Below are 18,014 nucleotides of genomic sequence, written 5' to 3' on the forward strand. Positions count from 1 at the left end.
TCCCTCCTGCAGACCTCCAGCGCCGGCTTCGTTGATGATTCTCTCATCAAGGCCGCAGCGCTCACGTGACGGAGAGACAGGTGAGGCAGGGCGCTCCTTCGAATGCGAATCCGGTCGATCCCAGGGCGTGGGAGGCGATGCAGGAGGCCGCGCGCCAGGCGGGCATGCCGCTCGACGAATGGCTGCGCGCCCGCGTCCTCGGGACCGGCGGCATGGAGGCCGCATCGCCGGCTCCGGCACCGTCCGGGGACGCCAATCTCCCCGCCGAGCCGCCGGCGGAGCCGCATCGCGGCAGCCGCACGGGGCCACGGCAGGAAGGGCTGATCTCGGCGCTCGACTCCCTCAATCGCCGCATCGGCGCGCTGCTCAGCGAACCTGCACGCGGCGAGGGCGGTACTGCCGGCTCGTTCCTGCGCCGGCGGCCCGAGCCGCAGCGCCCGGAAGCCCCCGCCTCCTCGGCGTTCGACCGCCGTCTCGGCGAGATCGTGCGAACCGTCGAGACCCTCAACAAGAAGCTCGACGTCCCCGAAACCAGCATGATCGCGCCCGGCGAGCCGGCTCTCGATGCGGCAGTGGCGGAGATCACCGCGCACCAGCGCGCTCTCGAAGCGGCACCGTCCTTGCCCGAGCCTCCGGTTCCTGCCGAACCCGAGCCGGCTCCTGCGCGGAGCGGGGATGCCGGCGATGGCAACGTTCCGGTCAATCTCTCCGGGCTGGAACGGCAGCTCAATCTGATCGCCGACCAGATGCAGGAACTGCGCAACGCCATTCCGATGGGGACGGCGATCGACGCCCTGCACGCCGATGTCGCGGAGATGAAGCGGGCGCTCGGTGAACTCGCGCCGCGATCCGTCGTCGAGGAACTCGAGAATGCCATCGCCGTGCTGACCGCACGGCTCGACGATGGTTCCGACGCCGGCGGTGCGAAGGCGGAAATGGCACGGGCGCTCGGCGAACTCGGCGGGCTGATCGAGGGCCTGCGCCCGCCGGAGAGCCATGCGCGCCTCGCCGAGGATATCGAAGCGCTGACCCGCAAGATCGACATCGTCAACGCCAAGACGGTGGATGGCGCGACGATCGCCCGGTTGCAGGCGCAAACCGCCGAATTGCGCGAGATCATCGACCGCACCCTGTCGATGGATGCCGTGCGCCTGCTCGCCGAACAGATCGAGGCGCTGGTGGTCAAGATCGACCGTATCGCCTCGCCGGACGAAAATCTCATCCGGCATGTCGTCGCCACGCTGGAGTCGCGCATCGATGCGCTGGGCGCCAAGATCGACGCGGAGGCGACCGCGCGCGCCGATTTCGCTCCCTTCGGCGATCTCAACCGCCGCCTCGATGAGCTCCAGGCCTCGGTGGCCGGTGCCGTGCGCGCGGCGCCCGAGGGCATGGAAGCCCTGCTGCAGGGCCTGGTGGAGCGGGTCGAACGGCTAGGCCGGCGCAAGGGCGGAGCCGAGGACGGCAGCACCGACCGCGCGCTCGCAGCGCTCGAGCAGCAACTCGGCGCGCTGGCCGACAGGATCGGCGCGAGCATGATCGAGCCCGGCCAGATCGCCAATATCGAGCGCGGCCTCGGCGACCTGTTCATCCAGATGGAGGAGGCCCGCGCCAGCGCGGTCGCCGCCGCCGAGAAGAGCGCCCGCGACGTCGCCGCCGAATTTGCCGCCACGCTGCCGACGGACGGCGTTGCGGCGATCCGGCGCAACCTCGCCGACCTCGAGAGTCGCCAGGAGACCACCGAGCGCCGCACCTTCGATACGCTGGAAGCGGTCCATGAGACGCTGGAACGCGTGGTGGACCGCATCGCGTCTCTGGAGCAGCCCGGCGACCTGCCGGTCGTGGCGCGGACGGAGCCCTATGCCGCACCGCTCGCCCGGTCGGTGATTGCCGACGCGGCTGCGCCGATTTCCACGCCGGACGCGACGGAGCCGGCACCGGACGCCCCGCAGGGCGACGTTGAGGCGGTGTCGACCGACGAGGTGCGGCTGCCCGACGACTACCCGCTCGAGCCCGGCTCGGGCGACCCGCGCCAGCGCCCGTCGGCCTGGGCCCGGGTCGCGCAATCCGAGGCCGCCCTACAGGAACTCGCGCTACGCCCCGAAGAGAGCCCTCAGCGCGCCGACTTCATCGCCGCCGCCCGGCGCGCAGCCCAGTCCGCCGCCGGCCAGCCGGCCTCCAGCCGCGAGGACGGCGTGCCGCGGGCGGGTTCGCGCCTCTCGCGCCTGTTCACGCGCGCACGTCTGCCGCTGCTGATCGCGGTGAGCAGCGCGGCGATGGCGCTGGTCGCCCTCCAGTTGATCGGCGGGCTTCGCGGCAACGCGCCCCGCACCTCGAGTGCGGAGCCGGCCGCCACGACGGCGGACCCTTCAGGCGCCGCCGCAATCCCGACGTCCGCGGCGCCCGCGCAGGTGGTCACGGTAGCACCCGCGACGCCTCCTCGCGGCCTGCAGCCGACGGCCGACGCGATGGCGAATGCCCCCTCCGCCGGTCTCGTCGGGATTCCGGACGTGCTCGCGCAACCGGCCTCTCCCCTCCCCGGTTCCGTTCCGGCACCGGCGGGGGATATCACCGGCTCCATTCCCCCGGCCGCCACGCCGGCGGCACCCGGGACCGGCAATCTTCCCGAAGCCGTTGGCAGCGCGTCGCTGCGCAGCGCCGCGATCGCCGGCAATCAAGCTGCCGCCTACGAGATCGGCGCCCGCTTTGCCGAGGGCCGCGGCGTTTCGCAGGATCTGGCTCGGGCGGCCTACTGGTTCGAGCAGGCGACCGCCAAGGGATCGGCGCCGGCCGCCTATCGTCTCGCCGCGCTGCTCGACAAGGGCGCCGATGGCGTCATCCGGGATACGGTCCGGGCCCGCAAGCTCTATGCGGAGGCGGCCGAGGCTGGGAACGTGCGCGCGATGCACAACCTCGCCGTGCTGCTGGCCGAAGGCGTCAACGGCCAGCCGGACTACAAGCAAGCCTCCGACTGGTTCCTGAAAGCGGCCGAGCGCGGGGTGCGCGACAGCCAATACAATCTCGGCGTGCTGTATGCCCGCGGCCTAGGCGTGAAGGCCGACCTCGCCGAGTCCTGGAAGTGGTTCTCGCTGGCCGCCAACCAGGGGGACGCCGAGGCGGCCCGCAAGCGCGACGAGGTCGAGACACGCCTCGCCAAGCCCACCCTCGTCGCGGCCCGCTTCGCCGTCCAGACGTGGAGCCCGATGATGACCGACGATGCCGCCAACATCGTCGCGGCCAATCCCGATTGGGACAAAGCGGAAGCGCCCCAGCCGGTCAAGCGCAAGACCGCCTCGCGCAGCTGAACGGCCAACGAACGCGCATCCAGCGGCCCCGCCCCGGCGGGGCCGTTTGCGTTGTGGCTTATGTCAGGTTTCGACGGCGGCGAGACCCCGCAGCCAGAACGGGTCCGGCGCGCGGGGGCGGTCCGGCAGGCAGGCCTGCGCGGCGATGCGATAGGTGCGCCGGGTGCCCAGCATATGCGCCGCGAACGGCCCGCCGAACAGGCCGGCGAGGGCGGGATCGCGTATGTTGAGCCCGCCCGCGTAGGCCCCGAGCGCCGGCAGCACCAGGCGCCGGCCGTCGCTGGCGAAGCAGCGGCGCCGCACACCGCGGCCACGGCGTACAATGCGCGCCACGGGATGGAGATGGCCGGCGATCTCGGCCGTTGCACCGGGGCGCGGCTCGTGGCGCAGGACAAGGCGCCCAATTTCCAGTTCCTCGGCATGGACACCGCCCAGTTCCGGCGACGGGTCGGGATCGTGATTGCCCGCGACCCAGACGATGTCGCGGCCCTGACGGATGGCCGCGAGGCTCGCGCGCTCACGCTCGCCAAGGCGGCCGGCCGCGCGGCGGTCGTGCAGGCTGTCGCCGAGCGCCACCACCGTGCGCGGACGCCAGCGGGCGACCAGGCGCGCCAGCACGGCCAGCGTTGCCGCCGAATCGTAAGGGGGCAGCGGCACCCCGCGCTCGGCATAGGCCGAGCCCTTCTCGAGATGGAGGTCGGCGACGATCAGCAGCCGCTCGTCCGGCCAGAACAGCGCCCCGGCCGGATCCAGCACAAAGGCGGCGCCCGCCAGCTCGACCGCGTCGAGGGCGACCACAGCATCAGCTTTGTCATCAAGGACTTGGCCGAATTCAGTCACTCCCCGTCGCCTCCCGCACAAGTTCCGCCTCGGTCTCGGCCATCAGCGCGTCCTGCGCCTCGCCGAAGACCGGCTCGCGACCGATCTCCAGCATCACCGGCACCGCGAGCGGGGACACCCGGTCGAGCGCCACATGGCTGATTCGTCCTTCGACGCGCACCAGCATGTCGCCGAGCCGGCGAATGTCCAGCAGGCCGGTCGCCGCGTCCGCCCGTGCCGCGCGCAGCAGGACGTGCGCCGGCTCGTGCGTGCGCAGCACGTCATAGACGAGATCGGTCGACATGGTCACCTGCCGGCTGTTCTTCTCCTTGCCCGGGAAGCGGCGCTCGATCAGGCCGGCGATCACCGCGCATTGGCGGAAGGTGCGCTTCATCAGGGCGGATTCGGCAAGCCACTCTTCGAGATCATCGCCCAGCATGTCGGGATGAAACAGCGCGCCGAGGCTCAGCCGATCCCGCGCGATGGCCTGCGACAGGTCGGAAAGCCCATAGACGGCAAGGGCATAGTCGTTGGCGACGAAACCGAGCGGGTGCAGCCCGGCCCGCTCCAGCCGCCGCGTCAGCAGCATGCCGAGCGTCTGGTGGGCGAGCCGGCCCTCGAAGGGGTAGGCGACCAGATAATGGCGACCACCGCGCGGGAAGGTCTCGACCAGCAGGTTCTCGCGGCCGGGCAGCTTGGAGCGCCAGTCCTGCAGTTCGAGCCATTCGCGCACCTGCGGCGGCAGGCCGGGCCACGTCGTCGGCTCGGCCAGCAGGGAACGCACGCCCGCGGCGAGGAAGGTCGAGAGCGGGAACTTGCCGCCGGCATAGGAGGGCACCTTGGGATCGGTCGCGCTGGAGCGCGACACCCGCACCTCGTTCTCGACAATCGATTGATATTCCAGCACTTCCCCGGCGAAGACGAAGGTGTCGCCGGGGCTCATCATCTCGACGAAATACTCCTCCACCTCGCCCAGCACCCGTCCGCCGAAGCGGCTCTTCGCGCTGGCGAGGCGGACCTTCAGCATGGTGGATTCGACGATGGTGCCGACATTCAGCCGATATTGCTGCGCCGCCATGGGGTTGGCGATGCGCCAGCGGCCGTCCTTCATGCGCCGGATGCGGGCGAAGCGCTCATAGGCGCGCAACGCGTAGCCGCCCGTCGCCGCGAAGGCGAGCACGTCGTCGAAATCGGCCCGCGGGAGGTCGGCATAGGGCTCGGCCGAGAGGATTTCCATATAAAGATCATCGGCTTGGAACGGCGCGGCGCAGCTCATGCCGACGATGTGCTGGGCGAGCACGTCGAGGCTGCCCGACCGCGCCACGAAGCCGTCCTGAGCGCTTTTACGGACCGCGTCGAGGGCGGCGACGCATTCCAGCACCTCGAAGCGGTTGGCTGGCACCAGCACCGCTTTCGAGGGCTCGTCGAGGCGGTGGTTGGCGCGGCCGATGCGCTGCATGAGCCGGGACGAACCCTTTGGCGCGCCTATGTTTATGACGAGATCGACGTCGCCCCAGTCGATGCCGAGGTCGAGCGAGGAGGTGCAGACGACCCCGCGCAGCCGCCCCTCCCCCATCGCCGCCTCCACGCGCCGGCGCTGGGAGACGTCGAGGGAGCCGTGATGCAGCGCAATCGGCAGGTTCAACTCGTTGATTTTCCACAGCTCCTGGAACACCAGCTCGGCCTGCATGCGGGTGTTCACGAAGACCAGCGTGGTCGTGTGGGCCTCGATGAGGCGGTAGATCTCGTCATAGGCGTGGCGGGCGCTGTGGCCGGCCCAGGGAATGCGCGCCGCCGAGTCGAGGATGCGCAGATCCGGCGCGGCGCCGGGCGGGGCCATGACCATTTCAGATTTTATATCAATGCCTTGCACCTGCGGCACCAGCCAGCGGCGCAGCGTGTCGGGATCGGCCACCGTCGCCGAGAGACCGACGGACTGCAGGCCGGGCGCGATTTTGCGCAGCCGGGCGAGGCCCAAAGCGAGCAGGTCGCCGCGCTTGGAACCGGCCAGCGCGTGCAGCTCGTCGAGCACTATCCGCTTGAGATTACTGAACAAATGTTCCGCGTCGGCGGAGGCGAGCAGGAGCGCGATCTGCTCGGGGGTGGTGAGCAGGATGTCGGGGGGATCGCGGCGCTGGCGCTGGCGGCGGGAGGCCGGGGTGTCGCCGGTGCGGGTCTCGATGCGCACCGGCAGGCCCATCTCGGCGGCCGGCCGCTCGAGGTTGCGGGCGACGTCCACCGCCAGCGCCTTCAGCGGCGAAATATACAGCGTGTGCAAGCCCTTGCGCTCGCCGCCGCCGCTCAGCTCGACCAAAGTCGGCAGGAAGCCGGCGAGCGTCTTGCCGGCCCCCGTGGGCGCGATGAGCAGCACCGAACGCCCTGATTTCGCAAGCGAAAGCAGCTCCAGCTGGTGCGCGCGGGGCGCCCAGCCGCGGTCCGCGAACCAGCGGCGGAAAATCTCCGGGAGAAGCTCGGCGGGATCGGTCACGGCGCGAGGCTAGACGCCTTCGCCGCGCAGGGAAAGCCGGCCGCGGCTCGTTCCCACTGCACCGAGGCCTGTTGATTTCATTCGGCTTTTACCGCTCCGCCGGCGATCGCCTTCGCTCCCAGCGGCCGCGCGACGACGACCAGCCCGGGCACCGGGGCGCCCTTCTCGGTACGCGTCGCGGCCGGGCGGCACGACACCAGATCGAAGCCGGCGGCGAAAAGCTGTTCTCTTACATAGGCTTCGCCATGGGCGACGCGCAGCGTGTCGCGCAGGATGACGCCCGCGCCGTCATGCGTCTCGACGGTGAAGGCGAGCAATCCGGACGACCGATGAGAGTGACCGGTCGGTGCGGTGAGGTGGACGATCGGTGCGGTCGGTGCAGTCGCGCCGATCGCCCGCCGCGCCGCCATGAAGACAGGCGCGAGATCGCCGAGATAGCAGAACACATCGCCCGCCACGACGAGGTCCGCGCCCGCCTCCGGCCGCTCCTGCAGCCAGCCGACGAGGTCGGCGGCGGCCAGCTCCCTATAGAGCCCGCGCGCCCGGGCGAGCTCGATCATGTTCGGCGCGAGGTCAACGCCGTCGAGCCGCTCCACCCGAGGCGCCAGCGCCATGCCGACGAGGCCGGTGCCGCAGCCGAGGTCGAGGCCGTGCGCAAAGCGGAAGGGCCGGCCGAGCGCCGCGCACGCATCCTCCAGCGCGGCGCGGATGAGCTCCGGGCCGCGATAGTCGAGCCGCGCCAGCGCCGCGTCGAAGCGGCCGGCATACTGGTCGAACAGGGTGCGCACATAGGCAGCCGACAGGCCCGTGCCCTCGCCCGCCAGCCGGGCGCGGCGCGGGCCGGCGCCCAGCCGGTCCTTGGGGTCGAGCGTCAGCGCCGCGCCATAGGCCTGCGCCGCCGCGTCACGCTCGCCCATCGCCTCGCGGGCTTCCGCCAGCACGAACCAGCCGGAGACGAAGCCCGGCGCGCGCGTCACCGCCTCGGCCATCAGTTCCGCCGCGTCGGCGGCATTGCCCTCGTCCAGCAGCGCGCGCGCCCAGTCGAGCCGGCGGTCGAGCGCGGGGTCGCCGGAGGAGAGGATGAGCGGGCTGGAACTCATGCGCGAACCTGTGCGATCGAAACGTGGCCGGAAGACGCTGACGCGCCGGGGCCCCCGCCACCCGCCGGCACGCCGGGGGTGGCCCGCGCCACGAGCGCCGGAACGCGCGTCGATTTCCGGCGTTGCCGCTGCAACGGGCGGCGGACGCCCTATATCTGGTCCAGCATGCGCCCGGAAGACCTGCTGCAGCCGCGCCCCGAGGGGCTCTATTCGCCCGCCGGCGACTTCCACATCGACCCGATGCGGCCGGTGCGGCGGGCGCTGGTGACGCACGGCCATTCCGACCACGCGCGCGCCGGCCATGGCGCGGTGCTGGCGACGCGGCAGACGCTGGACATCATGGCGATCCGCTACGGCGCCGATTTCGCCGGGGCGACGCAGGCCGCCCGCTATGGCGAGCGGATCGAGGTCGGCGGCGTCGGCGTGAGCTTCCACCCGGCCGGGCATATCCTCGGCTCGGCGCAGATCGCGGTGGAGAAGGGCGGCTGCCGCATCGTCGCCTCGGGCGACTACAAGCCGGGGCCGGACCCGACCTCGGCGCCGTTCGAGCCGGTTGCCTGCGACGTCTTCATCTCCGAGGCGACCTTCGGCCTGCCGGTCTACCGCCATCCCGATCCGCTGGCGGAGATCGGCCGGCTGCTGCAATCGCTGGCGCTGTTTCCCGAGCGGGCGCATCTGGTCGGCGCCTACGCGCTCGGCAAGGCGCAGCGGGTGATGGCGCTCGCCCGCGCCGCCGGCCATGACGCGCCGATCTTCCTGCACGGGGCGATGGAGCGGCTGACCGACTATTACGTCAGCGAGGGCATCGCGCTCGGCGAACTGCGGCCGGTGCGCGGGGCGGCGCCGGCCGAACTCGCCGGCGCCATCGTCATCTGCCCACCCTCGGCGATGGGCGATGTGTGGTCGCGCCGCTTCCCCGATCCGGTGGCCGCCTTCGCCTCGGGCTGGATGCGCATCCGCGCGCGGGCCCGCCAGCGCGGCGTCGAGCTGCCCCTCGTCATCTCCGACCATGCCGACTGGGAGGGCTTGCAGGCCTCCATCCGCGCCACCGGCTGCAGCGAGCTGTGGGTGACCCATGGCGAAGCCGACGCGCTGGTGCACTGGGCGCTGCGCGAAGGCCTCGCCGCCCGCCCGCTGCACCTGGTCGGCTATGGCGAGGAAGAGGCCGAGGCCGGCGGAACCGGGGCGGAGGCCGGGACAGGCGAGGCGGCGGACGCGGCGGCGGCGGGCACGGGCGAGGCGGCAGTGCCGGAACCGGGCGACGCGGACGGGCCGTCCGCCAGCCGGAAGCCATCGCCATGAACCGCTTCGCCGCCCTGCTCGACCGGCTCGCCTTCGAGCCCCGCCGCAACGGCAAGATCCGGCTGATCGCGGATTATTTCCGTCATACGGCGGACCCCGAGCGCGGCTGGGCGCTGGCCGCGCTCACCGGGGCGCTCACCTTCCGCAACGCCAAGGCCGGGCTGATCCGCGCGCTGATCGCGGAGCGCACCGACCCGGTGCTGTTCGCGCTGTCCTACGACCATGTCGGCGACCTCTCCGAGACGGTCGCGCTGATGTGGCCGGGGCCGGAGGTGGCCGATCAGGGCGGCGACGCGCCGGCTTACCGCGACCTCCCCCTCTCCGCCGTGGTGCATGCCTTCGCGACGCTCGGGCGCAACGAGATGCCGGGGGTGCTGGCTGGCCTGCTCGACCGGCTGGACGAGACCGGGCGCTGGGCGCTGCTGAAGCTGATCACCGGATCCCTGCGCATTGGCGTCTCGGCCCGCCTCGCCAAGACGGCGGTGGCGAGCCTCGGCGATCTCGCCCCCGACGATGTCGAACTGGTCTGGCCCGGGCTCGCCCCGCCCTACGAGCCGCTGTTCGCCTGGGCGGAGGGGCACGGAGAGCGGCCGCAGACGGAGGATCCGACGCCGTTCCGGCCGGTGATGCTGGCGCATGCGGTCGAGGACGGCGACCTCAAGGCGCTCGACCCGGCCGCCTTCCGCGCCGAATGGAAATGGGACGGCATCCGCGTGCAGGCGGTGCGGGCGCGCGGGGCCGACGGGCGCGTGGTGACCCGGCTCTACAGCCGCACCGGCGAGGATATCTCGCCCGCCTTCCCCGATCTCGCCGATCAGCTCGGCTTCGAGGGCGTGCTCGACGGCGAATTGCTGATCCGCCGGGACGGGCGGGTGCAGAGCTTCAACGTGCTGCAGCAGCGGCTGAACCGCAAGGCGGTATCCGTGAAGCTGATGGCGGAATACCCGCCGCATATCCGCGCCTATGACCTGCTGGCGGACGGGGACGAGGATCTGCGCCCCCTGCCCTTCGACGCGCGGCGGGCGCGGCTGGAGGCGCTGGTCGCGCAACGGCCGGGGGAGGCGCTCGACCTCTCGCCGATGATCGCCTTCGCGACCTGGGATGAACTCGCCGCGGCGCGGGCCGATCCGGCCGGGCATGGCGCCGGCATCGACGCCGAGGCGGTGGAGGGCGTGATGCTGAAGCGCGCCGACAGCCCCTATCTCCCCGGCCGTCCCAAGGGTCCCTGGTGGAAATGGAAGCGCGACCCGCACACGGTGGACGCGGTGCTGATGTATGCCCAGCGCGGGCACGGCAAGCGCTCCTCCTTCTATTCCGACTATACCTTCGGCGTGTGGACCGGGGAGACCTCGGGCACCGGCGAACTGGTGCCGGTCGGCAAGGCCTATTTCGGCTTCACCGATGCCGAACTCGCCGAGATCGACCGCTTCGTGCGGCGGAACACCACGAACCGCTTCGGGCCGGTGCGCGAGGTGGTGCATACGGCCACGGCCGGCCTCGTGCTCGAAGTGGCTTTCGAGGGGATCGCGCGCTCGGCGCGGCATCGCTCCGGGCTCGCCATGCGCTTCCCGCGCATCGCCCGGCTGCGCTGGGACAAGCCGCCCGGCGAGGCCGACCGGCTGGCGACGCTGGCGGCGATGGTCGGGGCGGCCGATGCCGGAGCGCCCGACGACGCCGCGCCCGCCGGCTCCGCCTCCGACGCCTCCCCGCCGCGGCGCGGGCGTGCTAGGGGAAGCGGATAAATCGCCGGCCGGCGACTCGCGGCGCGCGGGTGGCGGGGCCATATGAGCGGCCACGCCCGGCGGATCGCCGCCGGGACCGCCGCGCAGGAGCTTCGAGAATGTCCGACAACCAGATCGCCCGCTTCATGGGCGGCTCGCCGGCCTGGGTGCTGGTGCGCCTCGTCCTGCTCTCGGTGGTGGTGGGCGTGATCCTCTCCGCGCTCGGCATCGATCCGCTCAACATCCTGAGCAGCCTCGAGCGGCTGGTGCGCAGCCTATTCAGCTTCTCCTTCGAGGCGGTCGAGCGGCTGTGGCGCTATTTCCTGCTCGGCGCGGTGATCGTCATCCCGCTGTGGCTCATCATGCGCGTCTCGCGCGGCGGCAAGTAACACGGCGGCACGTAGCGGCAGCAGTCAGTCCCGCCCGGATCCCCTCCCATGAACATGACCGCGCGCGCGGGCCGCGCCGACGTCACCCCGCGCCGCTTCCTCGCCATCGCGCTGCCGGCGACGCTGGCGCAGATGACGACGCCGATCCTCGGGCTCATCGCCACCGGCGCGGTGGGGCGGCTCGGCGATGCCGCGCTGCTCGGCGCCGTGGCGGTGGGGGCGCTGCTGTTCGACTTCGTGTTCTGGGTGTTCGGCTCGCTGCGCATGGGCACGGCGGGGCTGACCGCGCAGGCGCTGGGGCGGAACGACACCACCGAGATCCGCGCCGTGCTGGCGCGGGCGCTGCTGATCGCGCTCGCCATCGGGCTCGCCATGATCGTCGTGCACGTGCCGGTGGCGCATTTTGCCTTCACCGCCATGGGCACCAGCCCGGCGGTGACGGAGGCGGCCTCGCTCTATTTCGCCGTGCGCGTGCTCTCGACCCCCTTCGCCATCGGCAATTTCGCACTGCTCGGCTGGCTGGTCGGCGTCGCGCGCACCGATATCGGGCTCGGCCTGCAGGTGGTGATCGCCGGGGTGAACGCGCTCGCCACCGTGCTGCTGGTGCTGGTGTGGGACTTCGGCATCGCCGGGGCGGCGGCGGCGAACCTCATCGCCGAGGTGTCGGGCACGCTCGCCGGCCTTGCCGCCGCGCGGTTCGTGACGGGCGGCGGCTGGCGGGTGCCGTGGCGCACGGTGATCGACCGCACTCGCATGGTCGAGACGGTGGCGGTGAACTCCGACATCATGATCCGCACCCTCATCCTCATGCTCGTGCTGCTGTTCTTCACCTCGCAGGGCGCGCGCGACACCGACGCGGTGCTGGCGGCGAACGCGGTGCTGCTGAACGTCGCCATGCTCGCCGCCTTCTTCCTCGACGGCTTCTCCACCGCCGCCGAGCAGATCTGCGGCCAGAGCGTGGGCGCGCGCGACCGCGAGGGCTTCCGGCGGGCGGTGGGGATGGTGCTGGTGTTCGGCTTCGGCTTCGCGCTGCCGGCGACGGGGCTGCTGATGGCCGGCGGCGGGGCGATCGTCGACGCGCTGACCGCCAATGCCGAGGTGCGGATGCTGGCGCGCGAGTACCTGCCGCTCGCCGCGCTGACGCCGCTGATCGGGGTGGCCGCCTTCGCCTATGACGGCATCTATGCCGGCTCGACCTGGTCGCGCGACATGCGCAACCTGATGGCCCCCGCCGCGCTCGCCTATTTCGCGGTGTGGTGGCTCACCAAGCCCCTCGGCAATACCGGGCTGTGGATCGCCTATCTGAGCTTCCTCGCCAGCCGCGGCGCCTTCCAGGCGATGAGGCTGCCGGCGCTGGTGCGGAAGACGTTCGGGGGTTAGCCGGGCCGGCGCCGGGGCGCCCTCCACGTGGTGCGTCCTTCGAGGCCCGGGCTGCGCCCGGGCACCTCAGGATGACGTAGCGCCGTGCGCTGCATCAACATCCGTCATGCTGAGGTGCCCCGCGACGCGGGGCCTCGAAGCACGCATTATCCACCATGCCACATGCACGGTCTTTGGGAACAGTACAGCGGCTCAAGACCCCTTAGGACATTGCGCGCCATTCGGCGTCGGTCAGGTCCAATCCTGCTGATGCGGAGCATGAATCAGAAATGGCGTGGTATGGACACCTCAACCGTTAAGCGGGCCATTGCGGACAGACGACTCGAGAGTAAATAATCAGCACCATGGCGTTCGATTACACAGTCTCTCTTCAAGTGTATCACCCAGATGCCGATCCCGCTGACATTGTGGGCGGCCTCTCTATCCCAGCAAGGCGAAGCTGGAAGGTGGGTGATCGCCGATCAGCGCCCAATGGTGCCGAATTGCCGGGCCACTATCGTGAAACTTACTGTCTCTTCTGGCTTGGAGACGGTAACGACGGCGAGTTGGCAAAATGCCTAAGTGATGCCGTGAAAGTTCTCCAGCCAAAGAGGCAGTATCTGGACTGGCTGCGCGAAACAGGCGGCCGAATGAATTTTTACGTTGGCTGGACAGTCGGTGAGCGCGGGGAAGTCTTCAACACGCGCCTGCTCTCCGAAATCGCCCAACTCGGCATCGATCTTGGGATTGAGCCCCTTCGTGTTCGACAACACTCGGCGTCCCCTCATTTATGAGTTCACGTCCTAGCGTAGCCCCTCTCAAACGCCCTCAACCGCGCCGCATCCACTCCGCCACGCCCGAGCCCACCACCTCCGCCAGCGTTGTCTTCTCGCGCTCCAGCTTCGCCACCAGCCCCGCCTTGATGCGCGGGACGAGGCCGAGGCCCTCATAGACCAGCGCCGAATAGAGCTGGATCAGGCTGGCGCCGGCGCGGATCTTTTCCCAGGCGGTGTCGGCGCTCTCGATGCCGCCCACGCCGATGAGCGGGAAGGCGCGCTCCACACGGGCGAAGGTCTGCGCCAGCATCACCGTCGAGGGCGCGAACAGCGGGCGCCCGGACAGGCCGCCGGTCTCGACCTTGTGCGGCGAGCGCAGGGAGGCCGGGCGGGCGATGGTGGTGTTGGAGACGATCATGCCGTCGACGCCGCGCCGGCGGGCGACCGCCACCACCGCGTCGAGATGGGCGAGCGCGAGGTCGGGGGCGATCTTGAGCAGCACCGGGATTCCGGCGGCCACCTCGTCGCGCGCGGCCAGCACCCGGGCGAGCAGGTCGTCGAGCGCGGCTTCCTCCTGAAGATCGCGCAGGCCCGGCGTGTTGGGCGAGGAGACGTTGACGGTGAAGTACGAGGCGAGCCCGGCGAAGGCGCGGATGCCGGCGACGTAATCGCCGGCGCGGTCCGCGCTCTCCTTGTTCGCCCCGACATTGACGCCGACGATGCCCGGCCGCCCGGCGCGGGCCTTGAGCCGCCCGAGCGCGGGCGCATGCCCGCCGGAATTGAAGCCGTAGCGGTTGATGACGGCGTGATCCTCGACGAGGCGGAAATTGCGCGGGCGCGGGTTGCCGGGCTGCGGGCGCGGGGTGATGGTGCCCACCTCCGCGAAGCCGAAGCCGGCGCCGAGCAGCGCGTCGGGCAGTTCCGCCTCCTTGTCGAAGCCGGCGGCGATGCCGACCGGGTTCGGGACGTCGAGCCCGAAGGCCCGCACCTTGAGGCGCGGATCGTCCGGCGGCGCGGGCCGGGCGGGCAGGCAGGCGAGCGTGCGCACGGCGAGGCCGTGGGCGGTCTCCGGATCGAGCAGCCGGGCGAAGGGGAGCGCGAGGTCGAGCAGCATGGTCAGGCGGGCTCCGCGAACAGATCCGGCGGCAACAGGTCGGGCGGGAAGAGATGGCGCCCGTCCGGCCCGAGGGGCAGCGGGCGGACCGAGGCGACGGCATCGAGCGGCAGCGGGCCGTAGAGGTGCGGGAACAGCGCGCCCCCGCGCGAGGGCTCCCAGCGCAGGGCGTCGCCGAGCGGGGCGGCCGTCACCGCGACCAGCAGGAGATCGTCCTGCCCCGTGAAATGGCGCGCGGCGGTCTCGGCCACCTGCGCGGCCGTCGAGAAATGGATGAAGCCGTCGGCCTGGTCGACCGGCGCGCCGTGGAAGACGCCGGCCGTCTCCGCCTGCGCCCACAGCGCACGCGGGCAGATCTTGAAGATGAGCCCGTCTCGCGGCTCGCTGTCGCCGGCCATGCCGTGTCCCTTCCTGTCAACGCCCCTTCCATGCCGAGGCGGGGTGCCCCCGGTCAAGCCGTCGCCCACCCGTGGCCGCTGCCGAACGCCGCGAAAGCCCCCGCGCCGGGGCCCCCGCGGGGTCGGCTGGACAGCGGCGGGGCCGCGACGTACTGGTCAGGCTGCCGATCCACGCACCATGCGTAGCGAACTCGACGGGGGCGGAATCGATGCTGACCCACGCGCAGGTCTGGCAGGCGGTCGACCGGCTCGCCGAGTGCCACGGCCTCTCGACTTCCGGCCTCGCCCGGAAGGCGGGGCTGGATTCGACGGCCTTCAACCCCTCCAAGCGCCGCAGCCCGGACGGGCGCCCGCGCTGGCCCTCCACCGAGAGCATCGCCAAGGTGCTGGCCGCGACGGGGGCGAGCCTCGACGATTTCATGGGCATGATGGGCGGGCCGGCCGCCCTCGCCCGGCCGCTGCCGCTGATCGGCTTCGCGCAGGCCGGAACGGGGGGCTTCTTCGACGATGCCGGCCTGCCCGCCGGCAGCGCCTGGGAAGAGGTGACCTTTCCGCAGATCCGCGACGAGCACGCCTTCGCGCTGGAGATCACCGGCGATTCCATGCTGCCGCTCTACCGCAACGGCGACGTGGTGGTGGTCTCGCCGCTGGCGGCGCTGCGGCGCGGCGACCGGGTGATCGTGAAGACGCGCGAGGGCGAGGTGATGGCGAAGGAACTGCGCGCCCGCCGCGGCGGCACGCTGGTGCTGGGCTCGCTGAACCCCGCCCATCCCGAGCGCACGCTGCGCGCGGGCGAGGTCGACTGGATCGCGCGCGTGCTGTGGGTGAGCCAGTAGGCGCGCCCCGCGCGCGCCCCGCGGGGCCATGCCCCGCCCGGGGGCGGGGGGCTCGAGCGGCGACGCGGCCTCCGTAGAATCCGGGCTTCCCACCACCGCCGGCGGGCAGTATACGATCATTTTTGTGTATTATTCCGCCCGCAGGGCACCGCTGGAGAATGCCATGGCCATCCGCCTGGGGGACGTCGTCCCCGATTTCGCCGCCGAGACCACCGAGGGTCCGGTGAAGTTCCATGAATGGCTCGGCTCCTCCTGGGGCGTGCTGTTCTCGCACCCGCGCAACTTCACCCCCGTCTGCACCACCGAGCTCGGCCAGGTGGCGCGGCTGAAGCCGGAATTCGACCGGCGCGACGTCAAGGTGATCGGCCTGTCGGTCGATCCGCTCGAGGCGCACGCGAAATGGTCGGACGACATCGCGGAGACGCAGGGCTACGCGCCGAACTTCCCGCTGATCGCCGATCCCGACCGCACCGTCGCCGACCTCTACGACATGGTGCACCCCAACGCCTCCGACACGGCGACGGTGCGCTCGGTGTTCATCATCGGGCCGGACAAGAAGCTGAAGCTGTCGCTCACCTATCCGGCCAGCACGGGCCGCAACTTCGACGAGATCCTGCGGGTGATCGATTCGCTCCAGCTCACCGCCAAGCACTCGGTCGCCACCCCGGCCAACTGGAAGGACGGCGAGGACGTCATCATCGTGCCGGCGGTGAGCGACGAGGCGGCGAAGGAGAAGTTCCCGCAGGGCTGGAAGACGCTGAAGCCCTATCTGCGCGTCGTCGCCCAGCCAGGGAAGTGAGTTCGGCCGGCGATCGCACAAGCGCGGCGCGTATTCGTCATCCCGGAACGGCCATAGGCCGTATCCGGGATCGCGCGGTCATGCTGGCGAGCGATGCCGGCTCTCGCTCCGCTCGGCCGGGATGACGGCGCCGCAGAGAAAATTCGAGACGCCATCCGAAGCCTGACGCTGTTGGCCGGACCGCCCCCCGATATCCGCCTCAGAATAGCTTGCGGTACTGGATGAAGCCGCTCCGCTCGGCGACCTCGTTGTAGAGGCGCTGCGCCGTCAGGTTGGTTTCGTGCGTCAGCCAGTAGAGTTCGGCGCAGCCCCTGGCGCGGGCATCCGCCTCGACATGGGCGATCAGCGCGCGCCCCACGCCGGCGCCGCGCGCGGCGGGATCGACATAGAGATCGTTCAGGTAGCAGACGTCACCGACGCTCCAGGTCGAGCGGTGCGCGAGCCAGTGCACGAGGCCGACCGCCCGGCCCTCGCGGATCGCCAGCGCACCCCAGACCGGCTCGGCCGGATCGAGCATCCGCCGCCAGGTGGTCTCGGTCACCGCCGCCGGCAGGTCGGCCTCGTAGAAGACCTGATAGGCCTTCCACAATGACTCCCAGGCGGCGCGGTCGGCGGGCTGGAGCGGGCGGATCATGCGGTTCACTCCCGAATCGGCGACGGCCGGCAGCTTACCGCATCGTCCACCGCGGAATGTCAGGGCGCGAGCGGGATGATCCGCCATTCGTCCCGGAACGGCGAGCGCAGCTCGATCCGGTCCGCCGTCCGGTTGAGCGACGCCATCCACGCCCGCGCCCCTGCCACGGGGTCCTCGCCGCGCTCGACCACCCGGGTGCCCAGCCAGCCGCCGTCGACGTCAAGAACCACGGCCGTGCGAAACTCGCCGTCCAGCCATTGCTCGACGAGGCGCCGCGCCTCGGCGGCCAGGGCCTCGGGCTCGACATCATCCGATAGGCCGGGCACGGGGTACTCCTCGTCCCAATAGCCGAACGCCACCTTGAGCAGCTCATCCGCCGTGTAGAGGACGATCCGATCGATGTCCCTTCCGCGGGCATGGTCGATGGTGAGCAGGAGATAGCCCGGCTCCCACCGTGTCCACGCGCCCGCCCGGGCATCCGGCCAACCCCGGAGGGCGGCGTAGATCCGCGCCGACCAGTCGTCGACCCGCCCGGCATTCCCATCGGGATAGGGTGTTCCCTGTTCCTCAGCCTCGGACATCGGCCATCATCGCCCGGCCCGGACGACCTGTCATCCCGCAGCGCGCAAGGGCCGAGGGCGGGCGCATCGAGCCCTTCCCGCTCGGATCAGGACATCCGAGCGGGAAGGGCTGACGGATCCAAAGCGCGGGTGCAGTGTCGCGCGAAGCGGCCCGACTTCGGGAAGGAATATGAAGCAAAACAATGCATTATATCAGTTTACGCGTCGCAGAGACGCGGCGATGCCGGGAGCTTGTCCGATACGGCCGTTGCCCCGGGCACGCTGCACGCCGCGCCGAGCCGGGAAGCAGGGTCGAACAGGCGACGCCTCGACACGATTGATCGACGCCCCGTCGGCGGTCTCTCCCGGAATCCCGGCGCTGCGCTTCGGCAGTTGCGCCGGTCCGCGACGCGGCGG

15 protein-coding genes are annotated in these 18,014 nt (G+C 71.1%); 8 read left to right on the forward strand and 7 right to left on the reverse strand.

Annotated features, from left to right (window positions below):
- Positions 1 to 80: 80 nt before the first annotated feature.
- Positions 81 to 3,302, forward strand: coding sequence for a hypothetical protein (locus ACEUEL_RS13025; protein ID WP_405705798.1), 3,222 nt, complete (start codon positions 81 to 83; stop codon positions 3,300 to 3,302).
- A 63-nt stretch (positions 3,303 to 3,365) separates the two neighbouring features.
- Here ACEUEL_RS13025 and pdeM read toward each other — a convergent pair whose 3' ends face one another.
- The 3 genes from pdeM to ACEUEL_RS13040 form a co-directional block, all read right to left on the reverse strand.
- The gene (gene pdeM, locus ACEUEL_RS13030) at positions 3,366 to 4,100 is read right to left on the reverse strand and encodes a ligase-associated DNA damage response endonuclease PdeM (protein WP_405705801.1); all 735 of its coding nucleotides are present in this window, start codon (positions 4,098 to 4,100) and stop codon (positions 3,366 to 3,368) included.
- Between the two features lie 34 nt (positions 4,101 to 4,134).
- The gene (locus ACEUEL_RS13035) at positions 4,135 to 6,609 is read right to left on the reverse strand and encodes a ligase-associated DNA damage response DEXH box helicase (protein WP_405705804.1); all 2,475 of its coding nucleotides are present in this window, start codon (positions 6,607 to 6,609) and stop codon (positions 4,135 to 4,137) included.
- 77 nt (positions 6,610 to 6,686) lie between these two features.
- On the reverse strand, positions 6,687 to 7,709 hold the full coding sequence (locus tag ACEUEL_RS13040; protein WP_405705807.1) for a class I SAM-dependent DNA methyltransferase: 1,023 nt from the start codon (positions 7,707 to 7,709) through the stop codon (positions 6,687 to 6,689).
- Positions 7,710 to 7,874: 165 nt separating this feature from the next.
- Between ACEUEL_RS13040 and ACEUEL_RS13045 the strand changes: the two genes are divergently transcribed.
- The 5 genes from ACEUEL_RS13045 to ACEUEL_RS13065 all read left to right on the forward strand — a co-directional run bounded on the left by ACEUEL_RS13045 (position 7,875) and on the right by ACEUEL_RS13065 (position 13,274).
- Positions 7,875 to 9,011, forward strand: coding sequence for a ligase-associated DNA damage response exonuclease (locus ACEUEL_RS13045; protein WP_405705810.1), 1,137 nt, complete (start codon positions 7,875 to 7,877; stop codon positions 9,009 to 9,011).
- Complete coding sequence (locus ACEUEL_RS13050; protein ID WP_405705813.1) at positions 9,008 to 10,753, forward strand: cisplatin damage response ATP-dependent DNA ligase; 1,746 nt, start codon at positions 9,008 to 9,010, stop codon at positions 10,751 to 10,753. The genes ACEUEL_RS13045 and ACEUEL_RS13050 overlap by 4 nt, the downstream gene beginning before the upstream one ends.
- A 98-nt stretch (positions 10,754 to 10,851) precedes the next feature.
- Complete coding sequence (locus ACEUEL_RS13055; RefSeq protein WP_405705816.1) at positions 10,852 to 11,121, forward strand: DUF6460 domain-containing protein; 270 nt, start codon at positions 10,852 to 10,854, stop codon at positions 11,119 to 11,121.
- Between the two features lie 48 nt (positions 11,122 to 11,169).
- A complete protein-coding gene (locus ACEUEL_RS13060; protein WP_405705819.1) occupies positions 11,170 to 12,501 on the forward strand; it encodes an MATE family efflux transporter in 1,332 nt (443 codons plus the stop codon).
- A 344-nt stretch (positions 12,502 to 12,845) separates the two neighbouring features.
- A complete protein-coding gene (locus ACEUEL_RS13065) occupies positions 12,846 to 13,274 on the forward strand; it encodes a hypothetical protein (RefSeq protein ID WP_405705822.1) in 429 nt (142 codons plus the stop codon).
- Positions 13,275 to 13,308: 34 nt separating this feature from the next.
- On the opposite strand, the gene ACEUEL_RS13070 is transcribed toward ACEUEL_RS13065, so the two are convergent.
- Both ACEUEL_RS13070 and ACEUEL_RS13075 read right to left on the reverse strand, forming a co-directional pair.
- On the reverse strand, positions 13,309 to 14,376 hold the full coding sequence (locus ACEUEL_RS13070; RefSeq protein ID WP_405706764.1) for a quinone-dependent dihydroorotate dehydrogenase: 1,068 nt from the start codon (positions 14,374 to 14,376) through the stop codon (positions 13,309 to 13,311).
- Positions 14,373 to 14,768, reverse strand: a complete 396-nt coding sequence (locus ACEUEL_RS13075; protein ID WP_405705825.1) for a DUF952 domain-containing protein — start codon at positions 14,766 to 14,768, stop codon at positions 14,373 to 14,375. The genes ACEUEL_RS13070 and ACEUEL_RS13075 overlap by 4 nt, the downstream gene beginning before the upstream one ends.
- A 209-nt stretch (positions 14,769 to 14,977) precedes the next feature.
- On the opposite strand from ACEUEL_RS13075, the gene ACEUEL_RS13080 reads away from it, so the two are divergent.
- Both ACEUEL_RS13080 and ACEUEL_RS13085 read left to right on the forward strand, forming a co-directional pair.
- Positions 14,978 to 15,604: a S24 family peptidase gene (locus ACEUEL_RS13080; protein WP_405705828.1), complete on the forward strand. Its 627-nt coding sequence runs from the start codon at positions 14,978 to 14,980 to the stop codon at positions 15,602 to 15,604.
- Between the two features lie 163 nt (positions 15,605 to 15,767).
- Entirely contained in the window at positions 15,768 to 16,403 is a 636-nt protein-coding gene (locus ACEUEL_RS13085) for a peroxiredoxin (protein WP_405705831.1), read from the forward strand.
- A gap of 199 nt (positions 16,404 to 16,602) precedes the next feature.
- On the opposite strand, the gene ACEUEL_RS13090 is transcribed toward ACEUEL_RS13085, so the two are convergent.
- Both ACEUEL_RS13090 and ACEUEL_RS13095 read right to left on the reverse strand, forming a co-directional pair.
- A complete protein-coding gene (locus tag ACEUEL_RS13090) occupies positions 16,603 to 17,037 on the reverse strand; it encodes a GNAT family N-acetyltransferase (protein ID WP_405705834.1) in 435 nt (144 codons plus the stop codon).
- 59 nt (positions 17,038 to 17,096) lie between these two features.
- A complete protein-coding gene (locus tag ACEUEL_RS13095) occupies positions 17,097 to 17,618 on the reverse strand; it encodes a hypothetical protein (RefSeq protein WP_405705837.1) in 522 nt (173 codons plus the stop codon).
- Between the last annotated feature and the right edge of the window lie 396 nt (positions 17,619 to 18,014).

Source organism: Ancylobacter terrae (genome assembly GCF_045108345.1).
Classification (GTDB): Bacteria; Pseudomonadota; Alphaproteobacteria; order Rhizobiales; family Xanthobacteraceae; genus Ancylobacter.

Excerpts from the sequence above, each read along its gene's own strand:
- ACEUEL_RS13055 (WP_405705816.1), top strand. The coding sequence starts at position 10,852 with ATGTCCGACAACCAGATCGCCCGCTTCATGGGCGGCTCGCCGGCCTGG.
- ACEUEL_RS13065 (WP_405705822.1), top strand. The coding sequence starts at position 12,846 with ATGGCGTTCGATTACACAGTCTCTCTTCAAGTGTATCACCCAGATGCC.
- ACEUEL_RS13090 (WP_405705834.1), bottom strand. The coding sequence starts at position 17,037 with ATGATCCGCCCGCTCCAGCCCGCCGACCGCGCCGCCTGGGAGTCATTG.
- ACEUEL_RS13050 (WP_405705813.1), top strand. The coding sequence starts at position 9,008 with ATGAACCGCTTCGCCGCCCTGCTCGACCGGCTCGCCTTCGAGCCCCGC.
- ACEUEL_RS13075 (WP_405705825.1), bottom strand. The coding sequence starts at position 14,768 with ATGGCCGGCGACAGCGAGCCGCGAGACGGGCTCATCTTCAAGATCTGC.
- ACEUEL_RS13085 (WP_405705831.1), top strand. The coding sequence starts at position 15,768 with ATGGCCATCCGCCTGGGGGACGTCGTCCCCGATTTCGCCGCCGAGACC.
- ACEUEL_RS13080 (WP_405705828.1), top strand. The coding sequence starts at position 14,978 with ATGCTGACCCACGCGCAGGTCTGGCAGGCGGTCGACCGGCTCGCCGAG.
- ACEUEL_RS13045 (WP_405705810.1), top strand. The coding sequence starts at position 7,875 with ATGCGCCCGGAAGACCTGCTGCAGCCGCGCCCCGAGGGGCTCTATTCG.
- ACEUEL_RS13060 (WP_405705819.1), top strand. The coding sequence starts at position 11,170 with ATGAACATGACCGCGCGCGCGGGCCGCGCCGACGTCACCCCGCGCCGC.
- ACEUEL_RS13095 (WP_405705837.1), bottom strand. The coding sequence starts at position 17,618 with ATGTCCGAGGCTGAGGAACAGGGAACACCCTATCCCGATGGGAATGCC.
- ACEUEL_RS13040 (WP_405705807.1), bottom strand. The coding sequence starts at position 7,709 with ATGAGTTCCAGCCCGCTCATCCTCTCCTCCGGCGACCCCGCGCTCGAC.